This window comes from Lujinxingia vulgaris (assembly GCF_007997015.1).
Lineage (GTDB): Bacteria > Myxococcota_A > Bradymonadia > Bradymonadales > Bradymonadaceae > Lujinxingia > Lujinxingia vulgaris.
In genome coordinates this window covers 110,386-136,582 of record NZ_VOSM01000007.1, presented here as the reverse complement: position 1 = coordinate 136,582, position 26,197 = coordinate 110,386, and the positions used below count along the sequence as shown (strand labels likewise).

Sequence of the window (26,197 nt, the reverse complement as noted above, 5' to 3'; positions counted from 1 at the left end):
CCCTTTTAAGGAGGCTGAACGTGAAGATTCTCACGACTGTAAAGCGGGTCACCGACCCGGACATGAAGGTCAAGATCAAGCCCGACCAGACCGGCGTTGTCACCGACGGCGTCGAGTACAAGATGAACTCCTTTGACGAGTACGGCGTCGAAGAGGCCATCAAGCTCAAAGAAGCGCACGGCGGCGAGATCGTGGTCGTCTCGGTGGGCCCCTCGGCTGCCACCAAAGAGATCCGCACCGCGATGGCCATGGGCGCCGACCGCGGCATCCTGGTCGAGACCGACGAAGATCTCGACAGCGACGCGGTCGCCCGCGTGCTCGCTGAAGTCATTCGCCGCGAGTCCCCCGACATCGTCGTGATGGGCAAGCAGGCCGTCGACAGCGACCGCAACCAGACCGGTCAGATCCTGGCGTCCTACCTGGACTACCCGCAGGCCACCTTCGCCTACAGCCTGGAAGTCGCCGATGGCTGGGCCACCGTCGGTCGCGAAGTCGACGGCGGCACCGCCACCAAGCGCGTCAAGCTGCCGGCGATCATCACCGCTGACCTACGCCTCAACGAGCCGCGCTACGCAAGCCTCCCGGGCATCATGAAGGCCAAGCGCAAGCCGCTCGAGACCCTCACCCCCTCCGACCTGGGCGTGGACACGGCCAACAAGGTCAACGTCCTTCTCTTCGAAGCCCCCGAAGAGCGCGAAGCCGGCGAGATCGTTGAGGATATCGACACCCTCATTGACCGTCTCAAGAACAAGGCCAAGGTCCTCTAAGCCGCGCGCCTCCCCTGGCCTTTAGCGCCGGGTGATGCTCCGCAAGGATCTCCACTGGTTTTTACCTTTTGCATGTGAGGAACCCCCATGGCCAACGTACTCGTTGTCGCCGAACATCTCGACGGGAAGCTTCGTAAAGTGACCCTCCCCACCATCACCTTCGCCAGCCAGGCCGCAGCCCTGACCGGCGGTGAGGTTCACGTGCTCGTGCTGGGCAACGGCGTCGACGCCGTCGCCGGCGAAGTCGCCAAATACGGCGTGAGCAAGGTGCACTACGCCAACAGCCCGGTCTTTGAAAACTACCTGGCTGAGACCTACGCCCCGGCCGTGGTCAAGGCCGCGCAGGCCATCGGCGCCACCGTGGTCGCCGCTCCGTCGAGCACCACCGGCAAAGACCTGCTCCCGCGCGTGGCTGCCAGGCTCGACGCCGGCATGGTCTCCGACGCCATCGCCGTCTTCGATGATGGTGGCATCAAGTTCCGCCGTCCCCTCTGGGCCGGCAACGTCCTGACCACCGTCGAAGTTGTGACCCCGGTCAAGGTCGTCACCGTGCGCACCACCGACTTCGAAGCCCCGGCCGAGGGCGACGCAGCCTCCGTCGAGGCCTTTGACGCCGGCGTGACCGCCGCCGATAACGCCGAGTTCGTCTCCTTCGATCAGGTCAAGAGCGAGCGCCCCGAGCTCACCGACGCCGCCGTCGTTGTGGCCGGTGGTCGCGGTCTGAAGTCTGGCGAGAACTTCCAGATGATCATGGATCTTGCCGACACCCTCGGCGGTGCCGTCGGCGCCAGCCGCGCGGCCGTCGACAGCGGCTACGCCCCCAACGACTGGCAGATCGGCCAGACCGGTAAGGTCGTCGCCCCGGACCTCTACTTCGCCGTGGCCATCAGCGGTGCCATCCAGCACCTGGCCGGCATGAAGGGCTCCAAGACCATCGTGGCGATCAACAAAGACGCCGACGCCCCCATCTTCCAGGTCGCCGACTTCGGCCTGGTGGGCGACGCCTTCGAGATCGTCCCGGCGCTCACCGAGAAGCTCAAGTCCATCGTGTGATCTGAGCTTTTCGCCGCAGGCGGCGTAGAGCCGCCTACGGCGAACATCCCCCGGATGTTCTACGAAAAAAGGTCGCCCGGAGTGCCGGGCGACCACAAAAAAAACCGCGCTCCGGTCGGAGCGCGGTTTTTTTATACCAGCCGCAGGTCTTCGAGAGACCTTCTCAACACCTGACGCCTCTCAGTCGTCGCGCGTCAGCGGCGTGGTCTGCGCCGCCGGCGGCACCACCATCACATGGCAGCTGGCCCGACGCGCCACCGCCTCAGCGACCGTCCCCAGGCCCCCGGTGCTGGCGCTGGAGCGCGCACCGACCACTACCAGATCCGCATCGATCTCGTAGGCGCGACGCACGATCTCGGCGGCCGGCTCCCCGCTCTCCACCCGCGTGTTGTCCGTAAGTTTGCGGGCCTGATCGCGTTGCGGGAAGGGAACTTCCACCGCCTCAACCGTACGCTCAAAGAGCGCTTCGATCTTACCCTTAAGGCGCCCGCGGGCCTGCCGCTCATCGAACTTCACCTGGCTCTTCAACAGCCCGGCGCTATCGGCAGCCAGCGGCGAAGGAAGCACAAAGAGCAGCTCCAGCTCACAGCCATGCTGCAGCGCCATGCCCAGCGCAACCTCCAGCACCCCGGCGCTGGTCGGCTCCAGATCAAGCGCCACCACAATGCGCTTAAGCTGCGGACGCGGATCATGCTGGCGCACCAGAATCACCGGGCGGCTCGAGGTCTGCAGCACGCGCCGCGCCGTCGCACCCAGCCCGTCCGAGACAAGGCCGCTCTCGCCATAGGCCCCCATCACGATCGCCTCAACATCAAAACGCGAGGTCCAGTCGCTGACCACCTGGCGGCCAGGCCCGATCTCCACGATCGGCTCCGAGACCAGGCGGCGGCGCAACGTATCATCGATCTCAAAGCTGCGCTCGAGCTCGGCGCGAGCCTCCTCAACAAGCTCGGCCTCAAAGGCCCGGTCGTCTTCCCCCAGCGCTGCATAAGGAAAGAGCACTCGCCGCATATAGGGCGCCATCGGCTCGAGCGCATGGCCGAGCTGCACGCGCACCGGGCTCTCACCGCCCAGCGCCTTCGCCAGCGCCAGGGCGCTGCGGCTGAAATTTGAAAAGTCCAGTGGGACCAACACCTGTTCGACGCGGTACATCTCTACTGCCTCAACGCTTGCGCCGCCCTGAACAGGCGGCGCAGCCACTATCTTTTCTGGAGATCCGCGCCTGGGCGCGGGCGGCCTCTCAGGCCAGGCGCTCAGAGCTGATCGAAGGTATCCGGCTGACCATCACCGGTCGTATCCCAGCCGATACGCACTCGCTCGCCATTTTCGTAATACTCCCAGACGTTGGGCCGGCCGTCGCCGTCCTCATCGCGCTCCACGCGCAGCAGTCGCTCCTCGCTGTCGTAGAACTTCTCGATGGGGAAGCTGCCATCAAAACCCATCGTCAACTTCCGGCGCGCCACCTTGCCCTTCTCATAGAAGGTGACCATGTCGATGCGCCCGTCGAGGTCCAGGTCCATCTCTTCTTCAATGACCTCTTCGCCCTCATTGTAGTGCTGCCAGAGGTCGACCTGACCGTTAAAGCTCAGATCGCGCTCCACACGCACCAGACGCCCCTGGTCGTCGCGCAACACCCACTGATCGGGGGTGTCGTCGCCGTTCAGATCCGCAAGCTCCGGGGTAAGCCCCTCGCGCGAGAGGTTTCCTCCGCGGGCGCGCTGCTCACTGAGCGTGGCGGGCCCCTCGTCGGTCACCTCGGCCTCTTTGGAGCCGGCACAGCCGACCAATCCCCCGAGGAGCGTGGACCCAAAAAGCGCGATCACGAGCAGCTGTGGGAAGTACTTTTTCAAGCGTCTCTCGCTTATCAACAGGGTGATCTCTGGCACCAAATACCGCCCCGACTTCTAACAGATGGCCGGGGCGAAGACAACGGCCCGACCACCGAAGCAGGCCCTCAGCGCCGCCAGGCGCTGAGCACGTTGGCGTGGTCATCGGTCCACACAAGAGCCGGCCCCTCCGAGGGCCGCCACTGCGACTTAATGGCCTGCAGCGTCTCGATCTTCGCCGGGTCTGCCGTCATCACCGCCCAGGTCGAGCTCTGCTGTCCGCTGGCAAGCTGCGCCTCACTGAGTTCAAGATCATCCCAGAGCCTCAGCTCAAGCCCGTGCGCCTCCGAAAGTCCGCGCAGCACGGGCTCCAGGTCAAAGTAGCGATTGGAGATATGCACCGCCAGGATCCCGCCCGGCTGCAACGTCTCAAGGTAGAGTGCAAACGCTTCGACGGTGAGAAGATGAATCGGGATCGCATCGGAGCTGAACGCATCGACGATCAGCATCCCGTAAGGCGCCACCTCATCCTGCTCCAGCTGAATGCGAGCGTCGCCCACCACATAGCGCAGATCACCGGCTGGCGAGCGCCCCACAGGCCCGAAACGCTGCGCCACCTCCACCACCGTGGGGTCCAGCTCATAAAAGGTCATCGTGTCGGTAGGGCGCGCGTAACAGGCGTGCGCCCCCAGCCCCAGCCCCAACACCCCGATGCGCGGCTGCAAGCGCGAGCGCTGGTAGAGCTCAAAGATCGCCCCGGTCGGCCCCTGCGGGTGGTAGTAGGCCAATGGCGAGCAGCCCTCCTCATCTTTGATGGCCTGCCCGTGCACCGTGCCCCCGTGCATCATCTGGTAGAGCGCGGGCGTCTCCACCATCTGCACTGTCCCGAAAAACGAGCGCTCCTTAAAGACCACCTGCCCCAGCGTCCCGCCGAAAAACGACGAAGCCACCAGCACCCCCATCAGCCCCATCCCCAGCCTTTGCGGCCGCTCCACCTGGCTGTAGGCCACCACCGCCGGGATGCCGAAGAAGATCACCGCCGTGGCCTGACTCATCGCCACATCCAGGCGCTCCAGCGCCACCATGCTCACCACCATCAGCACCGTCGCCACCACCGGGGCGGCTTGTTTCCACCGGCGCTCCGGGTCGGCTCGGTCGGCAAAAGACTGCGGACGCAACGCACACGCCACAATAATCATCAGCGGGTACTCCCAGATGCGATCGAAGATCAGCGGCGCGACAAGCGAGTTGAACACCCCGCCCAGCAAACCCCCGATCGACATGTAGAGATAAAAGCTCGTCAGGTGCGCGGCCGAAGGCCGCGACGCCGCAAGGCGCCCGTGCACCATCAACGCCGCCATCCCGAAAAAGATGATATGCAGCGGCAAAAGCAACCACGCCGGATGCGTCGCCCCCATAATCCACGCTACCAGCAGCGCCGTACCAATCAGACTCATCACTCGCCCGATCCCCGAGAGGTTCAGGCGCCATGCGGAAAACACCACGATGAACGAGCCGGTGTAGATCGCCAGCGGGATCACCCACAGAAGCGGAAAGGCCGCCACATCGGTGCTGATGTAGGTCGTCACCCCCAGCATCAGGCTGGAGGGCACAAAGGCATAAAGCGTCCACAGCACCTTCTGGCGCGCGTCCACCTCGGGCGTCGCCCCGTCGTCGGCCGGCGCAGCCACTGCATGTTTTGATGCGGCCTCAATCCCCGGCGCAGGCGCGGCCCGATACCCCGGCGACACCTTGAGCGTGACCACACCGCAGACCAGGAGCAGCATCACCAGCACCACAAAACTTCCACTCCACAGAGACGCCTGCGCGCTCACCCCGAACACCGGCTCCACCAGCAGCGGATAGCCCAGCAGCGCCAGCAAACTCCCTCCGTTACTCGCTGCATACAGAAAATAAGGGTCGGAGGAGCGTCGGTGATTCAGCCGGGCAAACCAGGCCTGAATCAAGGGTGAGGTCGTTGAGAGCGCCAGAAAGGGGAGCCCCGCGCCCAGCCCCAGCGCCGCCAGCAGCCAGAGGTTAGGGTGCGAGTTCAACAGCGGGCTGCTCAGCGCCATCCGGTCCATGCTCAGCGGCAGCGCCACAAGCGCTGCCACCAGCAGCAGAGCGTGCAGCAGAAGTTGCGGCAGCGCCCGCAAACGCGAGACCCCGTGCGCCCAGAGGTAGCCCAGCAGCAACACCGCCTGAAAGAACATCATGCAGGTGTTCCACACCCCGGGCGTGCCTCCCAGCGAGGGCAGCAGCATCTTCCCCGCCATCGGCTGGACCATAAAGAGCAGCAGCGCGCTCAAGAAGATCGTGAGTGTAAACAAAAAGACCACAGCAACCTCGCAAACCCCTTGAAGGGGGACGCCTTTTGCCACCGGCACCAGCCTCATCCGTTTCGCCCCCAGACTAGAGCGCCGCTCTTCCCCCGTCGAGCGCCCCGCGAGCGCGATTGTTTGCTTCACGTCCCACACTGTACTACAACCTCAACGATACCCTCGGACCGCCGCGCGCCTGCCTCAACGCCCTGATGTTTCTCGCGACCTGCGCGCGCATCTTCTCTGGATTTTTTTATGAACCACCTCCCCCGTTCTCTCTGGCTGCTCGCCATCTCGCTTCTGATGCTCGCGCTCTCCGGCTGCGGCATCGACTTTGAAGCCCGCCAGCAACTCCCCGGCCAGGAGTGCCGCTTCGACCAGGACTGCGTCGAAGGCCTGGTGTGCACCCAGCGCCGCTGCCGCCCGATGAGCTCGCTCGACGCCGATCTTCCCGACAGCGATCTTCCCGACGCAGATACGCCGGACACCGATCTTCCTGACGCCGATACGCCGGACTCGGATCTGCCGGACTCCTTTGAGCCGGACACCGACATCATCCCCGGCACCTGCGACGAAGGTGATCGCGCCTGCGCCGATGAGCAGACCGCGCTGCGCTGCGACGCCGCCCCCGACGGTCAGACCGCATGGGTGCCCGTGCACTGCGTCGAAAACGAGTTCTGCGCCGAAGACCGCGGCGAGTGCCTGCCGCGCGAGCAGGCCCCCTGCTGTGAGGACGGCTGCGGCGATGACCAGATCTGCAACGAATGCCAGTGCATCGACATCGACCCCGAGGTCTGCAACTTCCAGGACCAGCCCTGCGAGGTTGAAGGCCAGGTCGCCAACGGCTTTATCTGCACCAACTTCGAGGGCAATGGCGAGCTGACCTGTCTGGGGATCTGCAACGGCGATCGCTCCAATCCCTCCTCGAGCTGCCCGGCGCCCAACACCCACTGCTACCTCGAAGAAGGCCAGCCCAACGGGGTCTGCCTCTCCAACTGCGAGCAGGGCGCTCGCTGCGCCACCGACGACATGACCTGCGTGGCCTATGAGCACGACGGCGGCTTTGGCCTCTGCGTCCCCACCAGCGACGATGAAGAGATTGGCGAAGAGTGCGACGAAGACGAGCCCTTTAGCTGCGCCGACGGCGGGCTCTGCGTCCAGGGCATCTGCCGCGCCTCGTGCCGGCCCTTCGGAGGTTATGGGGACTGCGAGGGCGAAGATGTGTGCCTGCCCGCCGGCCCCAACACCGGCGTGTGTGTGGACCCGGGCCCCAACGCCAACACCTCGGCCAATGACGCCTGCGATACATCTTCGGCCATCTGCGGCGGCGATGCGCTCGTCTGCGCCGAAGCGGGCTTTACTCCCAACGCCGACGGTGTCTGCCTGCAGATTTGCCGCCTCAACGCCAACGACTGCGCCGACGGCTCTCCCTGCTTTCCTTCCGGCGATGAAAACGAAGAGATCGGTATCTGCCTGACCCTGGGTGCCGGCCTCTAAGCTAGCGCAGGCATTCAGATACAAAAAAGCCGACGCTCCCAACTGGGGGGCGTCGGCTTTTTTGTGCTTTCGAAAACGTCTGCTGTGTCGCACTCACGCCACACAACGCGCTTTCCTGAGCGAAAAAATCAGGCCGTGAAGATGTGCTCGAGTTCTTCCATCACCGCCTCCTCGGAGGCGTCTTTGGCCACGGCCATCTCCTGCACCAGCAAACGCCGCGCCTTATCGAGCATCTTACGCTCGCCAAAGCTCAGGGCCTTGTGGAACTTCAGCAGGTTAAGATCGCGCAGCACCGCGGCGATCTCGTAGGGGCTGCCCGTCTGGATCTTCTCCAGGTAGGCGCGGTAGCGCCGGTTCCAGGTCTGCTGGTTCAGGTCCACGTCGCGCTCGCGCAGAATGTCGTAGACCTCATCAAGCTCCGAGGGGGTCATCACGCTGCGCAGCCCGACGTTTTTGACGTTATTGACCGGGATCATGATGCGCTTGTCCGAGTCCATCACGCGCAGCACGTAGAAGGTCTGGCTCGTGCCCATGATCTCTTTGGTGTCGATGCCCACCACCTCCGCCACCCCCTGTGCGGGGTAGACGGCCTTATCTCCAACCTTAAACGGGGTCACCTTGACTTCTCCTTACCAATGAGGCTGTGTGGCGAGGGCCTGCAACTGACGACGCCATCGCTCAACGAGGCGATGGGGCCGGGGCCCTGTACGATGCCGATTCGCCGCTGGAGTGCGCACGGGCCCAACTCGCCAGGCCGATGTCACATCTTCAAACGGAATGAGCGCGGGCGGAGCGCTCGGGGTTTGGCGCCTCCCGAGGGGTTCGGGGTACAAGCGTTGGGCTCTATGGCGAGGACGCACATTCCACCGGCGCTGGGGGGACTGAGAGAGCGCTGGACAAGTCGACAACGCTGAGCTACGAGGAGGGAGTAACCCTGCCTAAACGCGCCGCATTCCATCGTTTGCGCGCAGCTCAGCTCGTCGTGCCCGGCGCACGATAAAGCCCCAACAGTGTAGTCTGTTGGCGGCTCAAACACAACTATGTTGCGGGGGGATTTCGCAGGGAGGGACGCAGAGGAGCGTGCGCCAGAGAGAAAAACGCCCGCGCTTCAGGACGAAGCGCGGGCGGGTGCCACAGGTGCTTTAGCGAGAAAGCTCGCTGATCTTGATCAGGTTGTGCTGACGCGCCACATCCAGAAGCTTGGGCAGGGTGAAGGTGCCCAGCTTGCGGGCGTAGTCTTCGTTGCCGCCTTTGAAGCGCGCCTTGGTGATGGCGTCAACCAGCTCGGCCTTGGTGCCGAACTTGCTGCTGACAAGCTGGTGGGCGTTCCACAGACGAAGCAGCTTGGTGTTGCTCATGGTCTTGACGCCATGCTCAAACGCCTGGGCTTCTTCCTCGTCTTCGGGACGATCGAGCACCGCGATCACCTTTTCAGCGAGCGCCGCTTTGGAACCGAACTCATCTTTGACAATCTGCAGCGGGGTTTTCTTGGCCATAACAGGTCTCCCTTTTGAAAGTACGGCGCCGCCCTGAGCCTTCGCCTCCGGGCTGGGAGCAGCCATGGGGGGCGACGCTGCTATGGCAGCCACCGCGGGCGCGCCCTCCGAGTCTTCGGAACACAGGCGCACCGATCGTTTGTTGAGCGCCACGGCACACCGTGGCAAGGTCACTTCGCGAAAGGTCGCCTGAATTTTCAGGGCCGCTCACGCGAGCCCCCTCCTAACAGAGAGTCCCCATGCGCGCAAGCTCGACGCGACGACGACATCCCTTCCGCCCCGGCCTCCCCCTGCCCTCGCTGGCTTTAGCGCTGGCCCTGGTGCTGGCCGCCTGCGACAGCTCCGAGGAGAGCGCCCCGGAGAACACCTCCGCCGCGCAGGAGGCTTCGGCTGATAACTCAGCCGAACACCCCGCCGATCCCCCCGCCCCCACCTCCGAGGTCATCCGTGGCGAAGGCGTCTCGCTGACCCTGGGTGAGGTGGAAAAAGCTGTGGATCGCCTGCGCATCTTCGCCCCCCGCGGCGAAGACGGCTCCTTTGCCGCGCCCGACGAGCGCTGGTTTCGCACCCCGCAGGCCCAGTCCAGCCTGGTCAACAACCTGCTGCACTTTAAGGTGATGCGCCTGGCTGCCGAGGAGTGGGAGCTGAGCATCACCCCCGAAGATCGCATCAAACTTGTGCGCGAGCAGGAGCAGCTCGCGCCATTTTTGCCCCTCTTCGAAGAGAGCGACGAGAGCGCCACGCTGCGCAAACACCTCAATGAGGCCGGCTTAAGCGAAGACGACGTCCGCCACCTGGTCGACGACATGGTCTACGCCGAAAAGGTCCATCAGCAGCTGGTCGAGCGTTTTGACGATGAGGCCCTCTGGGCCATCTACGAGGCCGCCAACGACACCGCCACGCTGGTCGTCGTGCGCGGCACCAACACCCCCACCAGCCGCGAGATCGATGAGGCCGTGGTGGCGATGGCCGACGAGATCGAGGCCTACTACCGCGACAACCCCCAGCGCTACATGCGCCCGGAGACCGCGCGCCTGACCGTGCTCCGCCCCAAAGGCGGCGATAAGCCCGAGGCGGTGCGCGAGGCTGCCCGACGCCTGGAAGCCGGCGAAGACGCCGAGGCCATCGCCGCCGGCCTGGGCCTGGAGCTGCGCCCGGAAGCCTTCCTGATCAAACCCGAGAACCCGGCGATCTTTGAAGAAGACGCAAAAGACATCGGCTTTGAGATGAGCGGCCCCCGCGGCCAGTACGCCTACAAAGTGCTCGAGCGCATACCCCCACAACCCCTCGAGTTGACTCGCCCCCTCAAGCGCGAAATCGCCTCCCACCTGCTGCGCAGCCGCGGGGTGGTCGACTCGGCGCGCCGACGCCTGGAGCCCGCCCTGGGCATCATGGAAAAATTTCCGGTTGGCGAGGCGCTGAGCGACGCCCAGATCGAGACGATGGTCACCGAGCTTGAAAACGCCGGCTTTGAAGCGGTGCGCTCCGAGCCCTTCTCGCTTCAGGGCCGCGGCCTTGTGCCGGGCATCGGGCTTGTCGAAGACGTCGTTCAGGCCACCGCCTCACTGACGCTTAACAACCCCACGGTCAACGCCCCGGTGCAGTCGCGCGACGACGTCTACGTCTTCCGCATGGTCGACCGCAGCCGCGCCGAGCGCGACGCGTTCGAGGCCGAGCGCGAAGCCTTCCGCGAGACCTTTATGGCCCGAAACGCGCAGCGCTTTAACCAGGAGTTCGTCCAGAAAACCCGCGACGAGCGCAACATCACCGTCAACCTGGAGCCGGTGCGCCAGCGCTACCCCCTGATGAGCAAAGAAGAACAGAGCGCGTTTGTGGCCGAGCAAAACGCCGCGCCTCAACCAGCGCCGGCTCCCGAAGCCAGCGCTCAGCCCTCCCCCACCTCCGAGAGGTAAGCACCGCCGAGCTCCGGCTGCGGATCCTCCCAGGGATAATCCGGGTAAAACACACGCTCCAGGGTCAGCCCGCAGGCCGGTGCCGTCTGGCCGGCCAGCCGACGCTCGCCAGTCTCAAAGACCTCATCGAGACGCTCCAGCGCCATGCGCCCGGTGCCGATATCCACAAGCGTGCCCACCATGATGCGCACCATATGCTTGAGAAAGGCCGTGCCCTCGACCTCCACCTCCAGCATCGAGGGGCCGGCCTCAATCACCTCAATGCGGCGCATCTCCCGCACCGTCGTCGGGCTGTCGCAGCCCGCGGTCCGAAAGCCCCCGAAGTCATGGGTCCCCACCATCCTCGCTGCGGCCTGACGCATCAGCCCCAGGTCCAGCCGGCTTCCCATCTGCCAGACCCGATCGCCTAAAAAGGGGTGGTTAAAGCGGTGGTTCCAGATGCGGTAGCGGTAGATCTTGCCGCGGGCCGAATGCCGCGCATGAAAGCCCTCGCCAGCAAGCTCGGCGCGGGTCACGCAGATATCATCGTCGGTCAGCGCGTTGAGCGCGCGCACAAAATCCCACAGCCGCCTGGGGCTCTCATGGTCTACATGCGCCACCTGCCCCAGCGCGTGCACCCCGGCGTCGGTGCGGCTTGCGCCCTGCACCTTCACCGGCGCATCCGTGGCCAGCACCGTCTTCACCGCCCGGGTCAGCTCCCCCTCCACCGTGCGGTCTTCGGGCTGGATCTGCCAGCCGTGGTACGCCGTTCCCCGATACGCGATATGCAGCCTGATTCGCACCATCGGGTGCTCCTGCCGCTGAGCCTTGAGGCGCCTCTTTAAGAGGCGCCCTCACACTCAGTACTCAAACGCCAGCCCGAACGCGAAATGACGCGCGCTCAGGTCGATGCCTTCGCCGCCAAAGTTGTCGACGTTGGCCCAGGTGTATTCGGCAAAAAGATACGAGTTGTTGATGCCCCAGCTCATATCAAAGGCCGCCGCGCTACCCTCGTCGATGAAGTCCAGGTGGAAGTTCAGACCGGCGGTAACGTGCCAGCCGAACTTACCCCCCGAGGCGCGTTGCGCTTCCGTGCCCGCGGTCTCGCCATCGGCCCCGACCACGCGCCAGAGGTGGTAGTCGAGCCCGGCAGCGAGCTTGGGCACCAGCGGGATGCGGTGATGCAGCGCGCTGTAGTCGTAGCGGTACACCAGCCCGGCGCGCAGCGGAATAACCCGGAAACGCGCCTCATCGGTCAGATCCACCTCCGCGCCGTCGGGCAGGCGCAGACGCCCGCTCACCGAGCCGTAGCCGGCGTTAAACGCCAGGCCCAGTTTCCCAAAGCCATCCCAGAGGTGGTGGTCGTACTGCACCTCCCCCAGAAACATCGAGTCGCCCCCGAAGAACGCCTCAAAGGGGCCGCCCCCCTCGCCGAACTCCTGGTCGACCATCGGGCGGTACGCGCCACCCTTAAACTCAAAAAAACCATTGGCCGGCGACTGCGCGCTGGCCGAGGCCGCCCACAGCGTGGCGGCCATCATCACGACACTGGCACTGACGAGCGGGCCGAAGATGCGGCGAGCTCGGTTGGGGAGGTTCATCAGCAGGCTCCTTGAGCGTCTGCAAAAGACAGCATGAAGAGATTGAATAAGGTTCAAGCGCAGCGCGCATCATCGTCAGATTGGCGGCGACGGCGTCGCCCCACACCCAGCACCATCGTCGCCACCAGAAGCGTCCACAGGCTGGTCGAGCTGCCGCCGGTGCTGGCGCACCCGTAGCCGCCGGTTTCCGCGCCGCCGGCATCGACGTAGTAGTCCCAGAAGTCCTCGGTCTCAAGCACCTCGACTTCAATGTCGTTGGAGAGCAGGCTGTAGTTGCCCGCTTCATCCCGCGCGGCCACGGCCACATAGGCCACGGTGCCCTCTTCGAGGTTCACCGCGACCTCCCCCTCGCCAGTGGCCGGGTTAACGGTGAACGAAATCCCATCCCCTCTGGCGGGCACCTCATCGAGCTGCCCCGCCTCAAAGGGTTCGGCGCTCACCACGGCGTAGTAGGAGAGATCGTCTTCGTCGTCCTCGGAGAGCTCCAGGGTAAGGCGCATCGTGGTGGCCGTGGCGTACGCCTCGCTATCCAGCGCGGGAGCCTCCGGGCGGATCAGATCCATGATGACCCGCCCCTCGGTATAGTCGGCTCCCGTCTCCAGGTTGCTGAGATCGGTCAGGATATGAAGCTGCACAAAATGCTCCATATCGGTGGCTTCCGTCTCGCAGAGCTCCGCGTTGCTGAACCCCACCAGCTCGCGCAGCGCGACCTCCACCTCCGCCACGCCATCGACCAGGGTGAGCGCATCCTCATCGAGCGTCTGGCAGTCGGGGGCCTCATCTTCACGACAGTTGACCGCGTCGTTCGCCCCCCGCGACAGCTCGTAGATGTAGGGCCCTTCAAAGAACTGCTCGGCGCTGCCCACGGCGGGATCGCTGGCGTAGGTGGTCGTAAAGGAGAACTTCACCTGCGCGTCGGCTTCAATCTGCTTGCGGCAGACGTCGATGCCCGCTGTGATGGTGGCGCCGTTGTCGCTGATGAGCGCGTCACCCAGCGCGGCAGCCTCCGTACTCTGCACATACTGAGACTGGCGCGGGTCGCGCGCCTCCGCCTCACCAGTAGGCACCGTCCCCAACGCGGTGGCTCCCAGCAGCGCCAACGCCCATTTCTTCGAATTCATCATGCTCGAATCTCCATCCACCATCGAAACATAGTTAGCTCGCCCGCGCCCTGCTTACTGCGCGATGAGCGCCTCGGCGATCTGCACGGCGTTGAGCGCCGCGCCCTTTCGCAAATTGTCGGCCACCACCCAGAAATGCAGCGTGTTGGGGCGGTCGCGGTCCTGGCGAAGTCGGCCCACCCAGCAGGGGTCGGTGCCGGCGGCCTTGCGAGCCAGCGGATACGCGTTCTGCGCCGGATCATCAAGCACCGCCACGCCCGCAGCTTCTCTCAAAAGCTCGCGAACCTCCTCTACGCCCAATGCCCGCTCCAGATCGACCATCACCGACTCTCCGTGACCACGCACCACCGGCACGCGCACACAGGTCGCGGCGATCTCCACGCCTTCAAGACCCATGATTTTGCGTGTCTCGCGCATCATCTTTTCTTCTTCGCGGGTAAAGCCGTCATCCATAAACACGTCGATCTGCGGCAGTGCCTCAAACGCCAGTGGATGCGCAAACGTCGCCGGCTTCGATTCTTGTTCCCCGCCCAGATACGCCCGCGCCCCGGCCAGGAGCTCGTCGACGCCTTTTTGACCCGCGCCCGAGGCCGACTGGTAGGTGCTCACGACCACGCGTTTCAGGCCCGCGGCCTTCTTCAAGGGCTCCAGCACACACACCAGCTGGATCGTCGAGCAGTTCGGGTTGGCGATAATGCCCTTATGCTGCGCAATTGCCTGCGGGTTGACCTCCGGCACCACCAACGGCACGTCCGGGTCCATGCGAAACGCGCTGGTGTTGTCGATGACCACCGCGCCCGCCTCGACCGCCCGCGGCGCAAAGGCCTTGCTCACCGCGCCGCCGGCCGAGCTGAGCACGATGTCCACGCCCTCAAAGCTGGCTTCATCCAGATCTTCGATCACCGTGGTCCGACCCATCGCCTGGACCGTCGCCCCGGCCGAGCGCGACGAGGCCATCAGGCGCAGCTCGCCAAGCGGGAAATCGCGCTCTTCTAAGATCGCCAGCATCTCGCGGCCTACCGCGCCGGTTGCACCCACCAGGGCCACGTTTGGTTTTTTCATCGTCGCTTGCGCCATGGTTCGTCGCTCGTCGTTCAAAAATCGTCGTTAGAAATGGCTCTTCTGCGGGGCTCGTTGGCCTTCCCGATCGCAGCGCGCAACCTCGACGAAAACGCGCGCCCGGGCGGCCCGGCCGCAGAAGGCCGCCACCCTACAGAAGGCCCTCCCACACGGCAACCGGCGGGGCACGCGGCGCGGGCAGACCACTTCGGGGCCCTCCCACGCTCCCTTGATATGGCCCCCTTGTGATGGGGCTTTTTTGGCTCTATAAACGGCGCCCGTCGCGCGTAACGCCCTCGTACCCGGGTCATGTTCGCCGCGCGCGCCCCCTTTTTGATGTCCTTGCCTGTCTGAGAAATTGAACCTCCCAACTTTGTCACGAGCGACCATGAGCGCAGCGACTTTTCAGGATCTCATCCTCACCCTCCAAAACTTCTGGGCCGAGCAGGGCTGCATCGTCGCCCAGCCCTGGGATGTGGAGAAGGGTGCCGGCACCTACAACGCCCACACCTTCCTTCGCGCCTTAGGCCCGGAGCCCTGGAAGGTGGCCTACGTCGAGCCCTGCCGCCGCCCCACCGACGGTCGCTACGGCGAAAACCCCAACCGCCTGGGAAGCTACTTTCAGTTTCAGGTCTTGCTCAAACCGGGCCCCGACAACGTGCTCGATCTCTACTTCGACAGCCTGCGCGCCATCGGCGTCGACCCGCTCGAGCACGACCTGCGCCTGGTCGAAGACGACTGGGAGCAGCCCACCCTCGGCGCCTGGGGCCTCGGCTGGGAGGTCTGGATCGACGGCATGGAAGCCACGCAGTTTACGTACTTCCAGCAGGTCGGCGGCATTGAGCTCAGCCCCATCCCGGCAGAAATCACCTACGGTCTGGAGCGCATCGCCATGTTCTTGCAGGGCGTCGACAGCGTCTACGATCTGAAGTGGACCGAAGACGTCAGCTACGGGCAAATCCGCCACCAGGAAGAGGTCGAGTTCAGCCACTTCAACTTTGAAGAGGCCGACACCGAGCTGCATTTCCGCTGGTTCGACGAGTTCGAGGCCCAGGCCAAAGTGCTCATCGAGAAGGCGCTCGTGCAGCCGGCCTACGACTACATCATGAAGGCCAGCCACACCTTCAACGTGCTCGACGCCCGCGGCGCCATCAGCGTCACCGAGCGCCAGAAGTACATCGGCCGCATCCGCAACCTGGCCCGCGGCATCGCCCGCGCCCACCTCGACAATCGCGAGGCCCTGGGCTTCCCGCTCCTTCAGCGCTGAGCGACGCCCCCGGCCAACCGCGCCCCCTGCGGCCTCCCCCCACGTTTAAACCGCTTCAGACCCCGGTGTGATGCTATGGAATTTATCTTTGAAATCGGCTGCGAAGAGCTGCCCGCCCGCTTCGTCCCGGCCGCCCTCGACCAGCTGCGCGACTTTTTCGTTGAGGCCGCCGCCGACGCCCGCCTCACCCACGGGGCCGTCCGCACCATGGGCACCCCGCGCCGCCTCACCCTTTTGATCGACGAGCTCGCCAGCGCTCAAGAAGACCTGAGCGAAGAGCGCACAGGCCCCCCCCTCAAAGCCGCCTACCGCGACGGCCAGCCCACCAAAGCCGCCGAAGGCTTCGCCCGCGGCCAGGGCGTCGCCCTCGAAGACCTCTACACCGTCGAGACCGAGAAGGGCGACTACATCGCCGCCAAAGTTTTCGAAAAGGGCCAGCCCGCCACCGAGATCCTTCCCGCCCTCCTCGAAGGCATCCTGGCCAAGTTGAACTTCCCCAAATCCATGCGCTGGGCCGATCTCTCGCTCAGCTTCGCGCGCCCCGTGCGCTGGATCGTGGCCGTGGCCGGCGGTGAGCTCGTCAAGATGAGCTTCGCCGGCGTCACCAGCCAGACCCAGACCTACGGTCACCGCTTCGCCGCCCCCGGCCCCATCGAGGTCAGCTCCATCGCGGGTTACCTCGACGACCTGCGCGCGGCAGAAGTCGAGCCCGACCCCGCCGCCCGCAAAGCCACCATCGAGGTCGCCCTCAAAGAGCACGCCGAGACCATCGGCGCCCGCGTCATCGAAGACCCCGAGCTCGTCGACGAGGTCACCTACCTCGTCGAAAAACCCTTCGCCGTCACCCTGCCCTTCAGCGAAGCCTACCTGGAGCTGCCGCCGGAGGTGCTCATCAGCTCGATGCGCTCCCACCAGCGCTACTTCGCGCTGGAAAACCCCGACGGCACAGGCCTGATGGCCGCCTGCGTCATCATCTACAACACCCCCGTCCGCGACCCCGAGCTCGTCGCCAAGGGCAACCTGCGCGTCCTCAAGGCTCGCCTCGACGACGCCCGCTTCTTCTGGGACCGCGACCTCAAGACCCCGCTCGAAGCTCGCATCCAGGACCTGGAGCGCGTCGTCTGGCTCGCCAAGATCGGCACCATGAAAGAGCGCACCGAACGCATCGGTGAGCTGGCCGGACGCGTCGGCAAAACCCTGGGGCTGGAGGGCCAGGCCCTTCAAGACGCCGAGCGCGCAGGTCTCCTCTCCAAAGCCGACCTCGTCACCCAGCTCGTCTTCGAGTTCACCGACCTCCAGGGCGTGATGGGCCGCGCCTACGCCCAAAAATCCGGTGAAAACGAGGCCGTCGCGCAGGCCATCTACGACCAGTATTTGCCGAAAGGCGCCGACGAAGAGCTCCCCGGCTCCGATGTGGGCGCGGCGGTCGCCATCGCCGAAAAACTCGACGCCATCGTCGGCTGCTTCGGCATCGGTCTTGTGCCTTCGTCCAACGCCGACCCCTACGGCCTGCGCCGCGCCGCCCTGGGCGTCATCCGCATCCTCGACGCCGCAGGCTACAACGTCACCCTCGACCAGCTCATCGACGCGGCCATCGCCACCTACCAGGCCAAAAACCCCGGCGTCCTTAACGACGACACCGCCAGCCTCGCCAGCGCAGTCAAAGCCTTCCTCGTCACTCGCCTCGACTATCTCTTGCGCGACGCCGCCCCCACCGATGTGGTCAACGCTGTGCTCGCTGCCGGCGTCACCGACATCCCCTCGGTCCGCGGCCGCGTCAAAGCCCTGGCCGGCCTCCGCGACCAGGCCGACTTCGAGCCCCTGGCCATCGGCTTCAAACGCGTCGTCAACATTCTCGCCAAGCAGGCCTCCGAGCTCGGCGAAGCTCCCAAGGTCAACCCGGAGCTCCTGCAAGAAGACGCCGAAAAAGCCCTCTTCGACGCCTTCACCTCCACCCGCACCGAGGTCGACGCCGCGCTCGCCAGGAGCGACTGGCAAAAAGCCTGCGCCCAGCTCATCGGCCTCAAAGCCCCCGTCGACAGCTTCTTCGACGACGTCATGGTCATGACCGACGACACCGCCCTGCGCCAGAACCGACTCGCCCTCTTAAGCGGCCTGCGCGACCTCTTCTTCGGCGTCGCCGATATCTCAAAAATCCAGGCCTGAGTTTCAGCCAGGGGCGAAGACTCGCACCTTCTCCCCTGCCCTGATCAAAAAAACCCGGCAGGCCATCGCGGCCGCCGGGTTTTTTTGTTTAGGACAACGACTCGGGACACCGAGTTGGTGTTTTACTCAGGCAAATCCACAGCTAAGCGGGCTGAGTTGACGTTTTACTCAGGTAAATCCACAGCTCAGACCCCTGAGTTGGCGTTTTACTCAGGTAGATCCGCAGCTCAGACCCCTGAGTTGGCGTTTTACTCAGGTAGATCCGCAGCTCAGACCCCTGAGTTGGCGTTTTACTCAGGTAAATCCACAGCTCAGACCCCTGAGTTGGCGTTTTACTCAGGTAGATCCGCAGCTCAGACCCCTGAGTTGGCGTTTTACTCAGGTAGATCCGCAGCTCAGACCCCTGAGTTGGCGTTTTACTCAGGTAAATCCACAGCTCAGACCCCTGAGTTGGCGTTTTACTCAGGTAAATCCGCAGCTAAGCAGGCTGAGTTGCCATTCTCGACAGCCAGAACCGCAGGTAAGCCCCCTTACCTCTCTATCTGTCGTGAACAGAACCGCAGGTAAGCCCCCTTACCTCTCTATCTGTCGTGAACAGAACCGCTACTCAGACCCCTTACCTCCCGTTCTGGGCTGAACAGAACCACGACTCAGCCCCCTTAGCTGGCGTTCTGTCGTGAACAGAAGCGCGACTCAGACCCCTTACCCCTCGGGCCAGGGCCGCGGGTCATGGCCGAAGGCCGCCACATAGAGCTCTTTGAGCTCTTCGTCGCTCAGATGCCGACACCAGCGCAGCTTCAGCTCCCCCAGCTCCAGCGGGCCCAGGCGCACGCGCCGCAGCTTGCGAATCTGCAGGCCGCTGCGATCGCAGAGCTTTCGCACCTGCCGGTGGCGCCCCTCGGTGATGGCGATCTCGATCCACGTGCAACTCGAGCGCTCCGCCACCCACCCGGTGCGCGCCGGCAACGTGAACTTACCGGGCTCGTACTCCAGGGGCTCCTGCAGGGCTGTGAGAACCGGATCGTCCGGCCCGAGCTTCGCCTTCACTTTGACGTGATAGACCTTCTCGATCGGCGAAAGGTCCGAGGCGTCCCCCTCCATCGAGGTCGGCCCGGCGTAGTCCTTGTTGAGAAGAGCCTGGGCGAGTTTGCCGTCGTCGGTGAAGAGCAAAAGACCTTCGGTGTTGAAGTCGAGGCGACCCACATGCGGCAGAGGCTCAAAATGCTTCGGCACGTGGTCGTAGACCGTCGGGCGGTCCTCAAAATCCACCCGGGCGGTGATGCAGCCGGGGGGTTTGTTCATGATGAATGCGGGCATGGAATGGGGGGCTTGAGCTTAGAAGAAATGATTAAGTCGAAGCCGGACGCTCAACCGAGCCCCCGCTTCTTCTTAAAAACGTCGTGAGGTGTCGTATTGCCCTCGTCGATGTCGCGCTCTCCACGCTCCACCAACGACCGGACGTAATGAACATACTGCAAATAGGACAGAACCTCCTGCTTCATTTCACCCCAGGTCAGGTCATCCGGAAGCTCGCGAATAAACGCGATCAGCTCTTCTTTTGCGCTTGCCATCGGCATTCTCCTGCACCGTTTCACGTCCGTGGTGAAATCTACCATGAAGTGTGACCGCCTCACCCGCAACGCCCCCCCGATCGACACTAATTGAGATTCACAAAACGCCCCCGCACCCGCTGCGTATTGGGCGCATCGCCCTCGCCCCACAGCACCACGTAGACCGAGCCTGCGACGTGGTCGATGCTGACGCCGTAGGGCATGCGTGCCTGATCGCCGGTGTGCAGGTCGACACGGGCGGCCTGGGAGGTGAAGTCGCCCGACGCGTTGGCCAGGAAGCGCCGCGCATGCACGTTGAGGGCAGTGCCGCTGGACTGGCGGGTGATCCAGGCCACCGCGCCGCCGGTGGGGCCAGCGGCCACGTCGCCCAGGAGCGCTTCGCGGTTGGCGATAGCGCTGGAGGTGGTGTCGCTGCCGGCGCTCATGCGCGAGCCGTCTTTGACGATGATCTCGTTTCCAAAGCCCACGCCGCCGCTGTACGCCAGCCAGTGGCGGCCGTTGTTCTGGCCTTTGGAGAGGCGACCGCCCCGGTTCAGGTCGATGGTGGGGTGGGCGACGATGGCTTCAGCGGGGGTGGCTTTGGTTTCGCCCGCCAAAATCTGGCCGTGGTAGACGCGCGGGGTGTCGAATCCGCCGCCCACAAAGCTCATGGTGATCAGGCGGTTGTCGTCGGCGGCCACGCTCGGGTCGGTCTGATCGCCGTAGGTGTCGATGGCGTAAGGGAAAAAGCCGTCGAGCAGGCGCTCGCCATCGGCGTTGAAGCGCTGCAAGACCAGCCGAGCGCCTTCGGTGGTGAGGGCGGAGGCGGCGAGTATGGCTTCGTCGTTGTCGAGGACAGCGACGTCGGGTTGCCAGATGGTGTTGACGGCGCCGCCGGAGCTCAGAATGGGGGTCACCTCGAACGACTCCGCCTGGCGCGGCGTGCCATCCAGGTCGAAGGCGCGCGCGCGAACGGTGCCCTCGAGGTCATCTTCGCTCCAGACCACAAAAAGCGTCGTCTCACTGACGGCCAGCGACGCCTGAAGGCTACGAACCTCTGGCGAGGTAGAAACCTCAAAAGGCTCGACCAGAAGCTCAGCGTCGCAGCCCATTTTTGCGGCGTACACCCGCTCCGGCGTGCCGGACTCGCCGGGGCGCTGCACGTAGGTCACCCACACGCCCTCCCCATCGAAGGCGGCGCGCGCCTGAAGCTGCGCCTGGCCGACCAGCGGCAAGCTCCAGGTCGAGTTGGTGTCGAGGATGTCCGCGCAGGTCAGCTCGGGCTCGACGTCGGTGTCAGGCTCGGTGTTGGTGTCGGGCTCTGTATCAGCATCGGGCACGTCGTCGGCGTCGGGGAGGTTGCCGGCGTCGTCCAGGCCCGCATCCTCGCCAGCGTCGGAGAGGTCGCCGGCGTCGGGGGCATCGCCCGTATCGGGGCGCGTATCGACGCGGATGTCATCGTCACCGCCCGAACCGCCAAAAATGCCGCCGTCGGCGCAGCCCACCACGCACGTCATCACACAAAGCGCCAGCGCGGCGCGCCCAACCTTCCAGCTCGTCTTCATCGCTACACCCTTCTCGCAAGACCCACACAACCCAGGCCACGCGCGCGCCGCGATCCCAGACGATCGCTCCCCTCCCGGGCCACAGGTCCTGTGGGGAGGTGCGTTCGACGCCGAAAGCTGGCGTTGACGCCGCGTTGGTCGGCGGCATCACCATCAGCTCAAAGCGTCGTGCCGACTCTGGGTCGGCGAAGCGTGCGTGGCATTAACCGGGAGGTTAACTACCAAAGCTGGGAGGTGGGGGGCAAGTGGATGGCGAGGCGCTCGGGGGGAAGACTGGGTTTGGAAGATTCAGCTTCGCGCCATCTCCCCCACCAACCTCTTAAGCTCCCCGCTCAAATACCCCGGCGCCTTCGCCTCAAAGATCTCCGCCAGGCTGCGGTAGTACCAGATCGACTGCTCTTTGCTGGCCGAAAAACGCTCCCAGAGCGCGTCGCCCACCGCCTGCAAGTCACGCACGATCGACGCGGCGTTATGCACCTTATCGGCCAGGGACACGAGCAGGATTGGCGAGTCGTCGGGGAGCTCGCGAAGGTGGGCGAGGTAGGCTTCTTTGCGGGGCTGCCACGGGGGCTTGGGGTCTTCGTAGGCGTCGGTGCAGCCCTCCACGATAAAGAGCACCTCGGGGCCGAAGCGCTCTAAAATCTGCGCGGCGATGTCGGGGATCTCACCGACGCAGTCTTCGATGGCGTCGTGCAAAAGCGCGCCGATGACCTGGTCTTCGCTGCCGCCGTTGCTGCCGACGAGCGCGGCCACGGCCATCAGGTGGTTGATGTAGGGGGTCTTTTTGCCCTTGCGGGTCTGCGCGCGGTGCCAGCGGCTCGCGCAGCTCAGAGCTTCGTCGAAGCGCTCGGAGTAGCCGCGCTCGGGGGTGTTATCGACCTGTGTCATGGACGTCCTCCCTGGGGTGCTGTTGCGTTATGTTGCGCAACAGTCCCCCCGGGGAGGTGTTCTGTCAAGCCGTCCCCGCGTCGACGCCAGGGCAATCGCAAAGTGGGTCCCCACCACCCGCCACCGTAGGGGGACCCCTTGTGGGTCCCCGCCCTGGGAGTTCCGGAGGGGCACAAGACCCCTCCCTACGGATTGGGTGGGTTCTTCATAAAAAAACCATGTGGGATTTTGCGATTGCCCTGGCGTCGACGCATCGCCCTCGTCACGTCGCCCCGACTACTTCGCCAGCAAACTCAACACCAGCACATGCGCAAACCCATCGTAAATGCCCGGGTAGGCGTCGGCGCCGGCGGCGTTCTGGCTCAGGATCACGTAGTTGTAGGCGAGGTTGACCTGAAGGTGGTCGTCGACATCGTAGGCGACGCCGAGGGAGGCGATGTAGCGGTCGGTGTCGGGCTGGGCGGGGGTGAGCGCTTCTGCGGGCGTTGGCGATGGGTCGATAGCAAAGCCCGAGCGCATCACCAGGCCGCCGTAAGGAGAGGCGTATTCGACGCCGACGCGCATGCCAAAGGTGTCGCGCCAGCCGCGGGCCTCATCGATGTCGTCGACCTGGTCGTCTTCGAAGTCGACCTCAAAACGCTGGTTGGCGCTCCAGCGGTTGTACTCCACGTCGAGGCTAACGATGGCGTCGGCCCCCAACTCCCAGGCGCCGCCGAGCACGATGCGGTCCGGGAGCACGATCGTGGTGGTGAAGGGGGTGTCGCGGGCCTGCTCGGAGAGCTCCGGCGGCACATCGCTAAAATCGGCGACGCCCGAAAAATTCAGGCGCACGGTGGAGCGCCAGCTCAGGCCGAAACTTAAGCGACGCGTGGGCGCCACCCACACGCCCACCTGTGCTCCCAGGCCCCAGGCGTTGGCCGCGAGGTCCACACGGGCCTCCTCACCGCTGCGGGCCACGTCGATCTGACGCTCCAGCCCGATGCTCCCCAGCAGTACCCGCGGCCCGGCGCCAAACGCCAGCCAGCGCGTGGGCCGGAGCGCCAGAGAAGGCGCCGCCTCAAAGGCCCGCAGACTCACCGCCTGCGCCTCAAAACGCCCCTCCCAGTTCTCGGGCCAACGCAGGCTGCTCCCGTAAGGCACGCCCACGCTCAAACCCAGCCCCACCCGCTCCCCGGGCCGCCAGCTCGCGTGCAGATGCGGCACAAACGCCAGGTCGTTCTCGGCGCGGGTGCGCTCCCCACTCTCCGGATCCACGTGAAAGAGGGTGGGGAAGATCGCTCCGGTGCCCACCATCGCGCCCCACCCGGGACGCAACGCCAGCCCGGCCGGATTATAATAGCCCGCCTCCGGCGTATCGGGCCGGGCCGTCATCGCGCCGGCCACCCCGGCTGAGGCCGCACCCTGGGTGCCCTGCGCATAGCCGCCGGCCAGCGCCGGCGCGCCCCACAGGCACATCAGCCCCAACGCCGCCACGCTCAGCGCCTTCTTGCCAGCTCGCATCTTACCCGCTGCCCTCATCCCCGCTCCCATCCTGTTGTCATCTCCACGCCACCAGCGATTCACACTCACCTCTGATTGAAAAATTCGACCATGTCTTCGCGCGCCGTGCGCGAGCCGTAGGCCAGCGGGTTGGGATTGAACAAAAAACCGTGGTCGGTCAGCCCGGGCTCATACTCGGTGATCGCCACCCCCATGCGCTCCGAGAGCGCCCGGGTGCCCTCATTCGGCACCACCCGGTCGCCAGAGGCCATCTGAATCAACACTCGCCGCGTGGGATGCCCGGGCAGGGGCTGCAAGAGAGTGTGCTGCACGAGGTTTAAGGGGTCGACCGGGTCGAGAATCCAGCGCAACGCCTGCACAAACTCAACATACGCGTCGCTCCCTTGCTCGATGCCCCGGGCGTGCAACGCGTGCGCAAACGCCGTCTCAAAAGACGTCGAGTACTCAATGATGCGCACCAGATCGGCCGCGGGCACGTTGAGCACAAAGTCGTCGATCTCAGGCTCCACCGCCGAGAGCGATGACCCCAAAATGCCCCCTAAGCTCATGCCCAGATACACGATCTCATCGCCCACCCAGAGCCCGGTGGTGTCCACAATCGCCTGCTCCATATCGTCGCTCTGCAAGACGCGCACGGCCTGCTGTAAGTCGAGCACCGCCTGGGCAAAATGGTCGCGGGTGCCAAAAAGACTCTCCATATCGATGAACACCGTGCCGCTCGTGCTCGGATAGGACAAAAGCTCGTCGAACTGGTTGCCCAGGCTCAAGAGCCAGGGCACCTCCACCCGGTTGATGCGCCCGCGGCTGCCGTCGGGATAGAGGCACTGGCCGAGCGCGTCGCAGGTGGCGTTCCCCTCGCAGTTCTGGTCGGTGAGGCACACCGCGCGCTCCCCGTGGTAGGGCAGATCCAGCGCGAAGGCCGCGTAGCCGGCGGCGGCCAGGGGCTCGGCGATCAAATAAAGGAGCTCGCGGCTGGTCATCAGCCCATGCCCGAAGAGCACCACCGGCAGGGGCTCGGCCACCGAGACGTCTTTGGGCAAGGTCATCACAAAATCCACCGCCCGCTCCTCATAGCGCCCGTCCGGGTAAAAGGCGCGCGTGGCCGGGTCGAGGTGGTCGGCCACAAACATCTGCCCGCGCACCACCGCGTCGACGCTGTTGAGCAAAAGACGCGTACCCCCGGAGGGCTCGGTGACCTCCAGGTTGATGACGGAAGTGCGCACGCCGTCGTCATAGAGCTTTTGACGCCGGGCCAGCAGCGTGCTGGCCGACGAAGCCGTTTTGAAGGGAACGGAACTGGCGAGTGTGGTGCGATCGAGGCCCTCCTCGGCTTCGAGCTGGCGCAGAAGGCTGTCGACCTCGGCGCGCACAGGCTCCAGGCGCGCAGCCTCCGAGTCGGTGAGCACCCCGAGCTCCGAGCGACCGCCCTCCACCAGCGGCGCCTCCAGCATCAGCATCGCCCCCAGGGGCTGCGCCCTGTGCGCGCGACCGTCGGTCGCCGGCACGTTACCCGCGACCACGTAGGCGTAAGTCGTCTGAGGCTCCAACGTCAGACGCGGGCGCACCCAGAGGGTCGAGGCGTCGTCAAAACGCCCCCGCTCCAGATCGACGACCTCCTCCCAACGTCCGCTCTCCCGAAGCCGAAAGAGCCGCAGCTCGTCGCCCTGCCCCACCCCCTCGCCAAAACTGGCCGTGCTCTCAACCCGCATCGCCCCGGAGATCGCAAACCCGTCGTAGCCCGTGAGCCCGCGTTTAATCTCGGCCCGCTCGCTTGTATCGCTCGGGTCCACCGGCAAGGCCACTCGCCCCGTCTCATCGGTGAGCAGCGCGTTGGGCAGGGGAACCCGGCCGAGCGCGCTATCAAAGGCGATGGCCGGAAGGCTGGTCGTCGTAAACTGCGTCATCGCCGCGATCTCCTCACGGGGAATGCCGCGCGACGCCAGCACCTCCATCGCCGGAATGTAGTCTTCCTGAAGCGCCGTAAGCTCCTCGGCCAGCGCCTCGCGCTCGGCGCGCGTCGCCCCGGGCAGCGCGTCGGGGTGTTCGGTGAGCCGCTCCTCGCTGCGCAAAAGATAAAAGGCCGCATCCGCCACGACCTGCTCCCCGGCCGCCCCCTTCACGCCCCCGGCGTAGCCCCGAAGCCCCAGCGTGTAGCGCCGCCCCGGCAGAAGCGCTTCGCCCTCGGCGAGCTCCACCACCACGGCCGCAAGCTCCGCGTCATAACGCGGGCGCACCTGCACCGTGCGCATCCCCGGTTCTTCGACCATCACCACCGCCCCGAGGAGCGAGCTCTCCTGCACGGGCCCCGAGAGGGGAAATCGCATCGCGCTGCTCAAGGGATACGCGTCGAGCGTGTTGAGGTAGGTGCGAAACTCCCGCTCCGCGTCCGAGAGGCCATCGCCCACCGGCAGATTGAGCCGCCCGAGATCGTCGTCGCGCAAAAGATCGGTGGGCGTCGGGAGCTCTCCGGAGGCCGGGTTCCACAACGCTCGCACCACCCGTGGTGGCGCCTCCACTCCGGGCGTCTCCTCGCCACATCCCCAGCCGGCTCCCAGCACGAGCAGCCCCGCCAGCATCCACGCACCCAGTTCACCGCTTCGCATCATCGCCTCGTCGCGCCCGCAACTT

The 26,197-nt window shown here is 65.0% G+C and carries 21 protein-coding genes; 6 read left to right on the top strand and 15 right to left on the bottom strand.

The window, feature by feature from the left end; all coding sequences use genetic code 11:
* Positions 1–20: 20 nt before the first annotated feature.
* Both FRC98_RS14555 and FRC98_RS14550 read left to right on the top strand, forming a co-directional pair.
* The gene (locus FRC98_RS14555; protein ID WP_146982166.1) at positions 21–767 is read left to right on the top strand and encodes an electron transfer flavoprotein subunit beta/FixA family protein; all 747 of its coding nucleotides are present in this window, start codon (positions 21–23) and stop codon (positions 765–767) included.
* Positions 768–854: 87 nt separating this feature from the next.
* Entirely contained in the window at positions 855–1,820 is a 966-nt protein-coding gene (locus FRC98_RS14550) for an electron transfer flavoprotein subunit alpha/FixB family protein (protein WP_146982165.1), read from the top strand.
* A 180-nt stretch (positions 1,821–2,000) separates the two neighbouring features.
* On the opposite strand, the gene FRC98_RS14545 is transcribed toward FRC98_RS14550, so the two are convergent.
* The 3 genes from FRC98_RS14545 to FRC98_RS14535 all read right to left on the bottom strand — a co-directional run bounded on the left by FRC98_RS14545 (position 2,001) and on the right by FRC98_RS14535 (position 5,985).
* Positions 2,001–2,972: a universal stress protein gene (locus tag FRC98_RS14545; RefSeq protein WP_146982164.1), complete on the bottom strand. Its 972-nt coding sequence runs from the start codon at positions 2,970–2,972 to the stop codon at positions 2,001–2,003.
* Positions 2,973–3,073: 101 nt separating this feature from the next.
* Entirely contained in the window at positions 3,074–3,670 is a 597-nt protein-coding gene (locus FRC98_RS14540; protein ID WP_146982163.1) for a hypothetical protein, read from the bottom strand.
* A gap of 104 nt (positions 3,671–3,774) precedes the next feature.
* Positions 3,775–5,985 carry a fused MFS/spermidine synthase gene (locus tag FRC98_RS14535; protein WP_146982162.1) on the bottom strand — a complete coding sequence of 737 codons (2,211 nt, stop codon included), beginning with the start codon at positions 5,983–5,985 and terminating at the stop codon, positions 3,775–3,777.
* Positions 5,986–6,222: 237 nt separating this feature from the next.
* On the opposite strand from FRC98_RS14535, the gene FRC98_RS14530 reads away from it, so the two are divergent.
* On the top strand, positions 6,223–7,464 hold the full coding sequence (locus tag FRC98_RS14530) for a hypothetical protein (protein ID WP_146982161.1): 1,242 nt from the start codon (positions 6,223–6,225) through the stop codon (positions 7,462–7,464).
* Between the two features lie 128 nt (positions 7,465–7,592).
* Here the strand turns inward: FRC98_RS14530 and FRC98_RS14525 are convergent, their stop codons facing one another.
* Positions 7,593–8,081, bottom strand: coding sequence for a CarD family transcriptional regulator (locus FRC98_RS14525; RefSeq protein ID WP_146982160.1), 489 nt, complete (start codon positions 8,079–8,081; stop codon positions 7,593–7,595).
* Positions 8,082–8,606: 525 nt separating this feature from the next.
* Complete coding sequence (locus FRC98_RS14520; protein WP_146982159.1) at positions 8,607–8,960, bottom strand: hypothetical protein; 354 nt, start codon at positions 8,958–8,960, stop codon at positions 8,607–8,609.
* Between the two features lie 239 nt (positions 8,961–9,199).
* Between FRC98_RS14520 and FRC98_RS14515 the strand changes: the two genes are divergently transcribed.
* Positions 9,200–10,873 carry a peptidylprolyl isomerase gene (locus FRC98_RS14515; RefSeq protein ID WP_146982158.1) on the top strand — a complete coding sequence of 558 codons (1,674 nt, stop codon included), beginning with the start codon at positions 9,200–9,202 and terminating at the stop codon, positions 10,871–10,873.
* Here FRC98_RS14515 and truA read toward each other — a convergent pair.
* Genes truA through FRC98_RS14495 form a run of 4 tightly spaced genes read right to left on the bottom strand, consistent with a single transcriptional unit; the run spans position 10,846 to position 14,636 of the window.
* A complete protein-coding gene (truA, locus tag FRC98_RS14510; RefSeq protein ID WP_146982157.1) occupies positions 10,846–11,658 on the bottom strand; it encodes a tRNA pseudouridine(38-40) synthase TruA in 813 nt (270 codons plus the stop codon). The genes FRC98_RS14515 and truA overlap by 28 nt on opposite strands.
* A 54-nt stretch (positions 11,659–11,712) precedes the next feature.
* Positions 11,713–12,453, bottom strand: a complete 741-nt coding sequence (locus FRC98_RS14505; RefSeq protein WP_146982156.1) for an MXAN_2562 family outer membrane beta-barrel protein — start codon at positions 12,451–12,453, stop codon at positions 11,713–11,715.
* A 53-nt stretch (positions 12,454–12,506) separates the two neighbouring features.
* Positions 12,507–13,577, bottom strand: coding sequence for an MYXO-CTERM sorting domain-containing protein (locus FRC98_RS14500; protein WP_230467637.1), 1,071 nt, complete (start codon positions 13,575–13,577; stop codon positions 12,507–12,509).
* A gap of 51 nt (positions 13,578–13,628) precedes the next feature.
* Positions 13,629–14,636 carry an aspartate-semialdehyde dehydrogenase gene (locus FRC98_RS14495; RefSeq protein WP_146982154.1) on the bottom strand — a complete coding sequence of 336 codons (1,008 nt, stop codon included), beginning with the start codon at positions 14,634–14,636 and terminating at the stop codon, positions 13,629–13,631.
* 385 nt (positions 14,637–15,021) lie between these two features.
* Here FRC98_RS14495 and glyQ point away from each other — a divergent pair, with 385 nt between their 5' ends.
* Both glyQ and glyS read left to right on the top strand, forming a co-directional pair.
* Complete coding sequence (gene glyQ, locus FRC98_RS14490; protein ID WP_146982153.1) at positions 15,022–15,900, top strand: glycine--tRNA ligase subunit alpha; 879 nt, start codon at positions 15,022–15,024, stop codon at positions 15,898–15,900.
* Between the two features lie 75 nt (positions 15,901–15,975).
* Complete coding sequence (gene glyS / locus FRC98_RS14485) at positions 15,976–18,066, top strand: glycine--tRNA ligase subunit beta (RefSeq protein WP_146982152.1); 2,091 nt, start codon at positions 15,976–15,978, stop codon at positions 18,064–18,066.
* A gap of 702 nt (positions 18,067–18,768) precedes the next feature.
* Here glyS and FRC98_RS14480 read toward each other — a convergent pair.
* From FRC98_RS14480 to FRC98_RS14455, 6 genes are all read right to left on the bottom strand, one after another.
* Entirely contained in the window at positions 18,769–19,368 is a 600-nt protein-coding gene (locus FRC98_RS14480; RefSeq protein ID WP_230467636.1) for a pseudouridine synthase, read from the bottom strand.
* A 65-nt stretch (positions 19,369–19,433) separates the two neighbouring features.
* Positions 19,434–19,637, bottom strand: coding sequence for a hypothetical protein (locus FRC98_RS14475; RefSeq protein ID WP_146982150.1), 204 nt, complete (start codon positions 19,635–19,637; stop codon positions 19,434–19,436).
* An 86-nt stretch (positions 19,638–19,723) separates the two neighbouring features.
* A complete protein-coding gene (locus FRC98_RS21605) occupies positions 19,724–21,181 on the bottom strand; it encodes a hypothetical protein (protein WP_230467652.1) in 1,458 nt (485 codons plus the stop codon).
* A 288-nt stretch (positions 21,182–21,469) separates the two neighbouring features.
* Positions 21,470–22,069 carry an HD domain-containing protein gene (locus FRC98_RS14465; protein WP_146982149.1) on the bottom strand — a complete coding sequence of 200 codons (600 nt, stop codon included), beginning with the start codon at positions 22,067–22,069 and terminating at the stop codon, positions 21,470–21,472.
* A gap of 276 nt (positions 22,070–22,345) precedes the next feature.
* Positions 22,346–23,569, bottom strand: coding sequence for an OmpP1/FadL family transporter (locus tag FRC98_RS14460; protein ID WP_230467635.1), 1,224 nt, complete (start codon positions 23,567–23,569; stop codon positions 22,346–22,348).
* Between the two features lie 65 nt (positions 23,570–23,634).
* Complete coding sequence (locus FRC98_RS14455) at positions 23,635–26,172, bottom strand: alpha/beta hydrolase family protein (RefSeq protein ID WP_146982147.1); 2,538 nt, start codon at positions 26,170–26,172, stop codon at positions 23,635–23,637.
* Between the last annotated feature and the right edge of the window lie 25 nt (positions 26,173–26,197).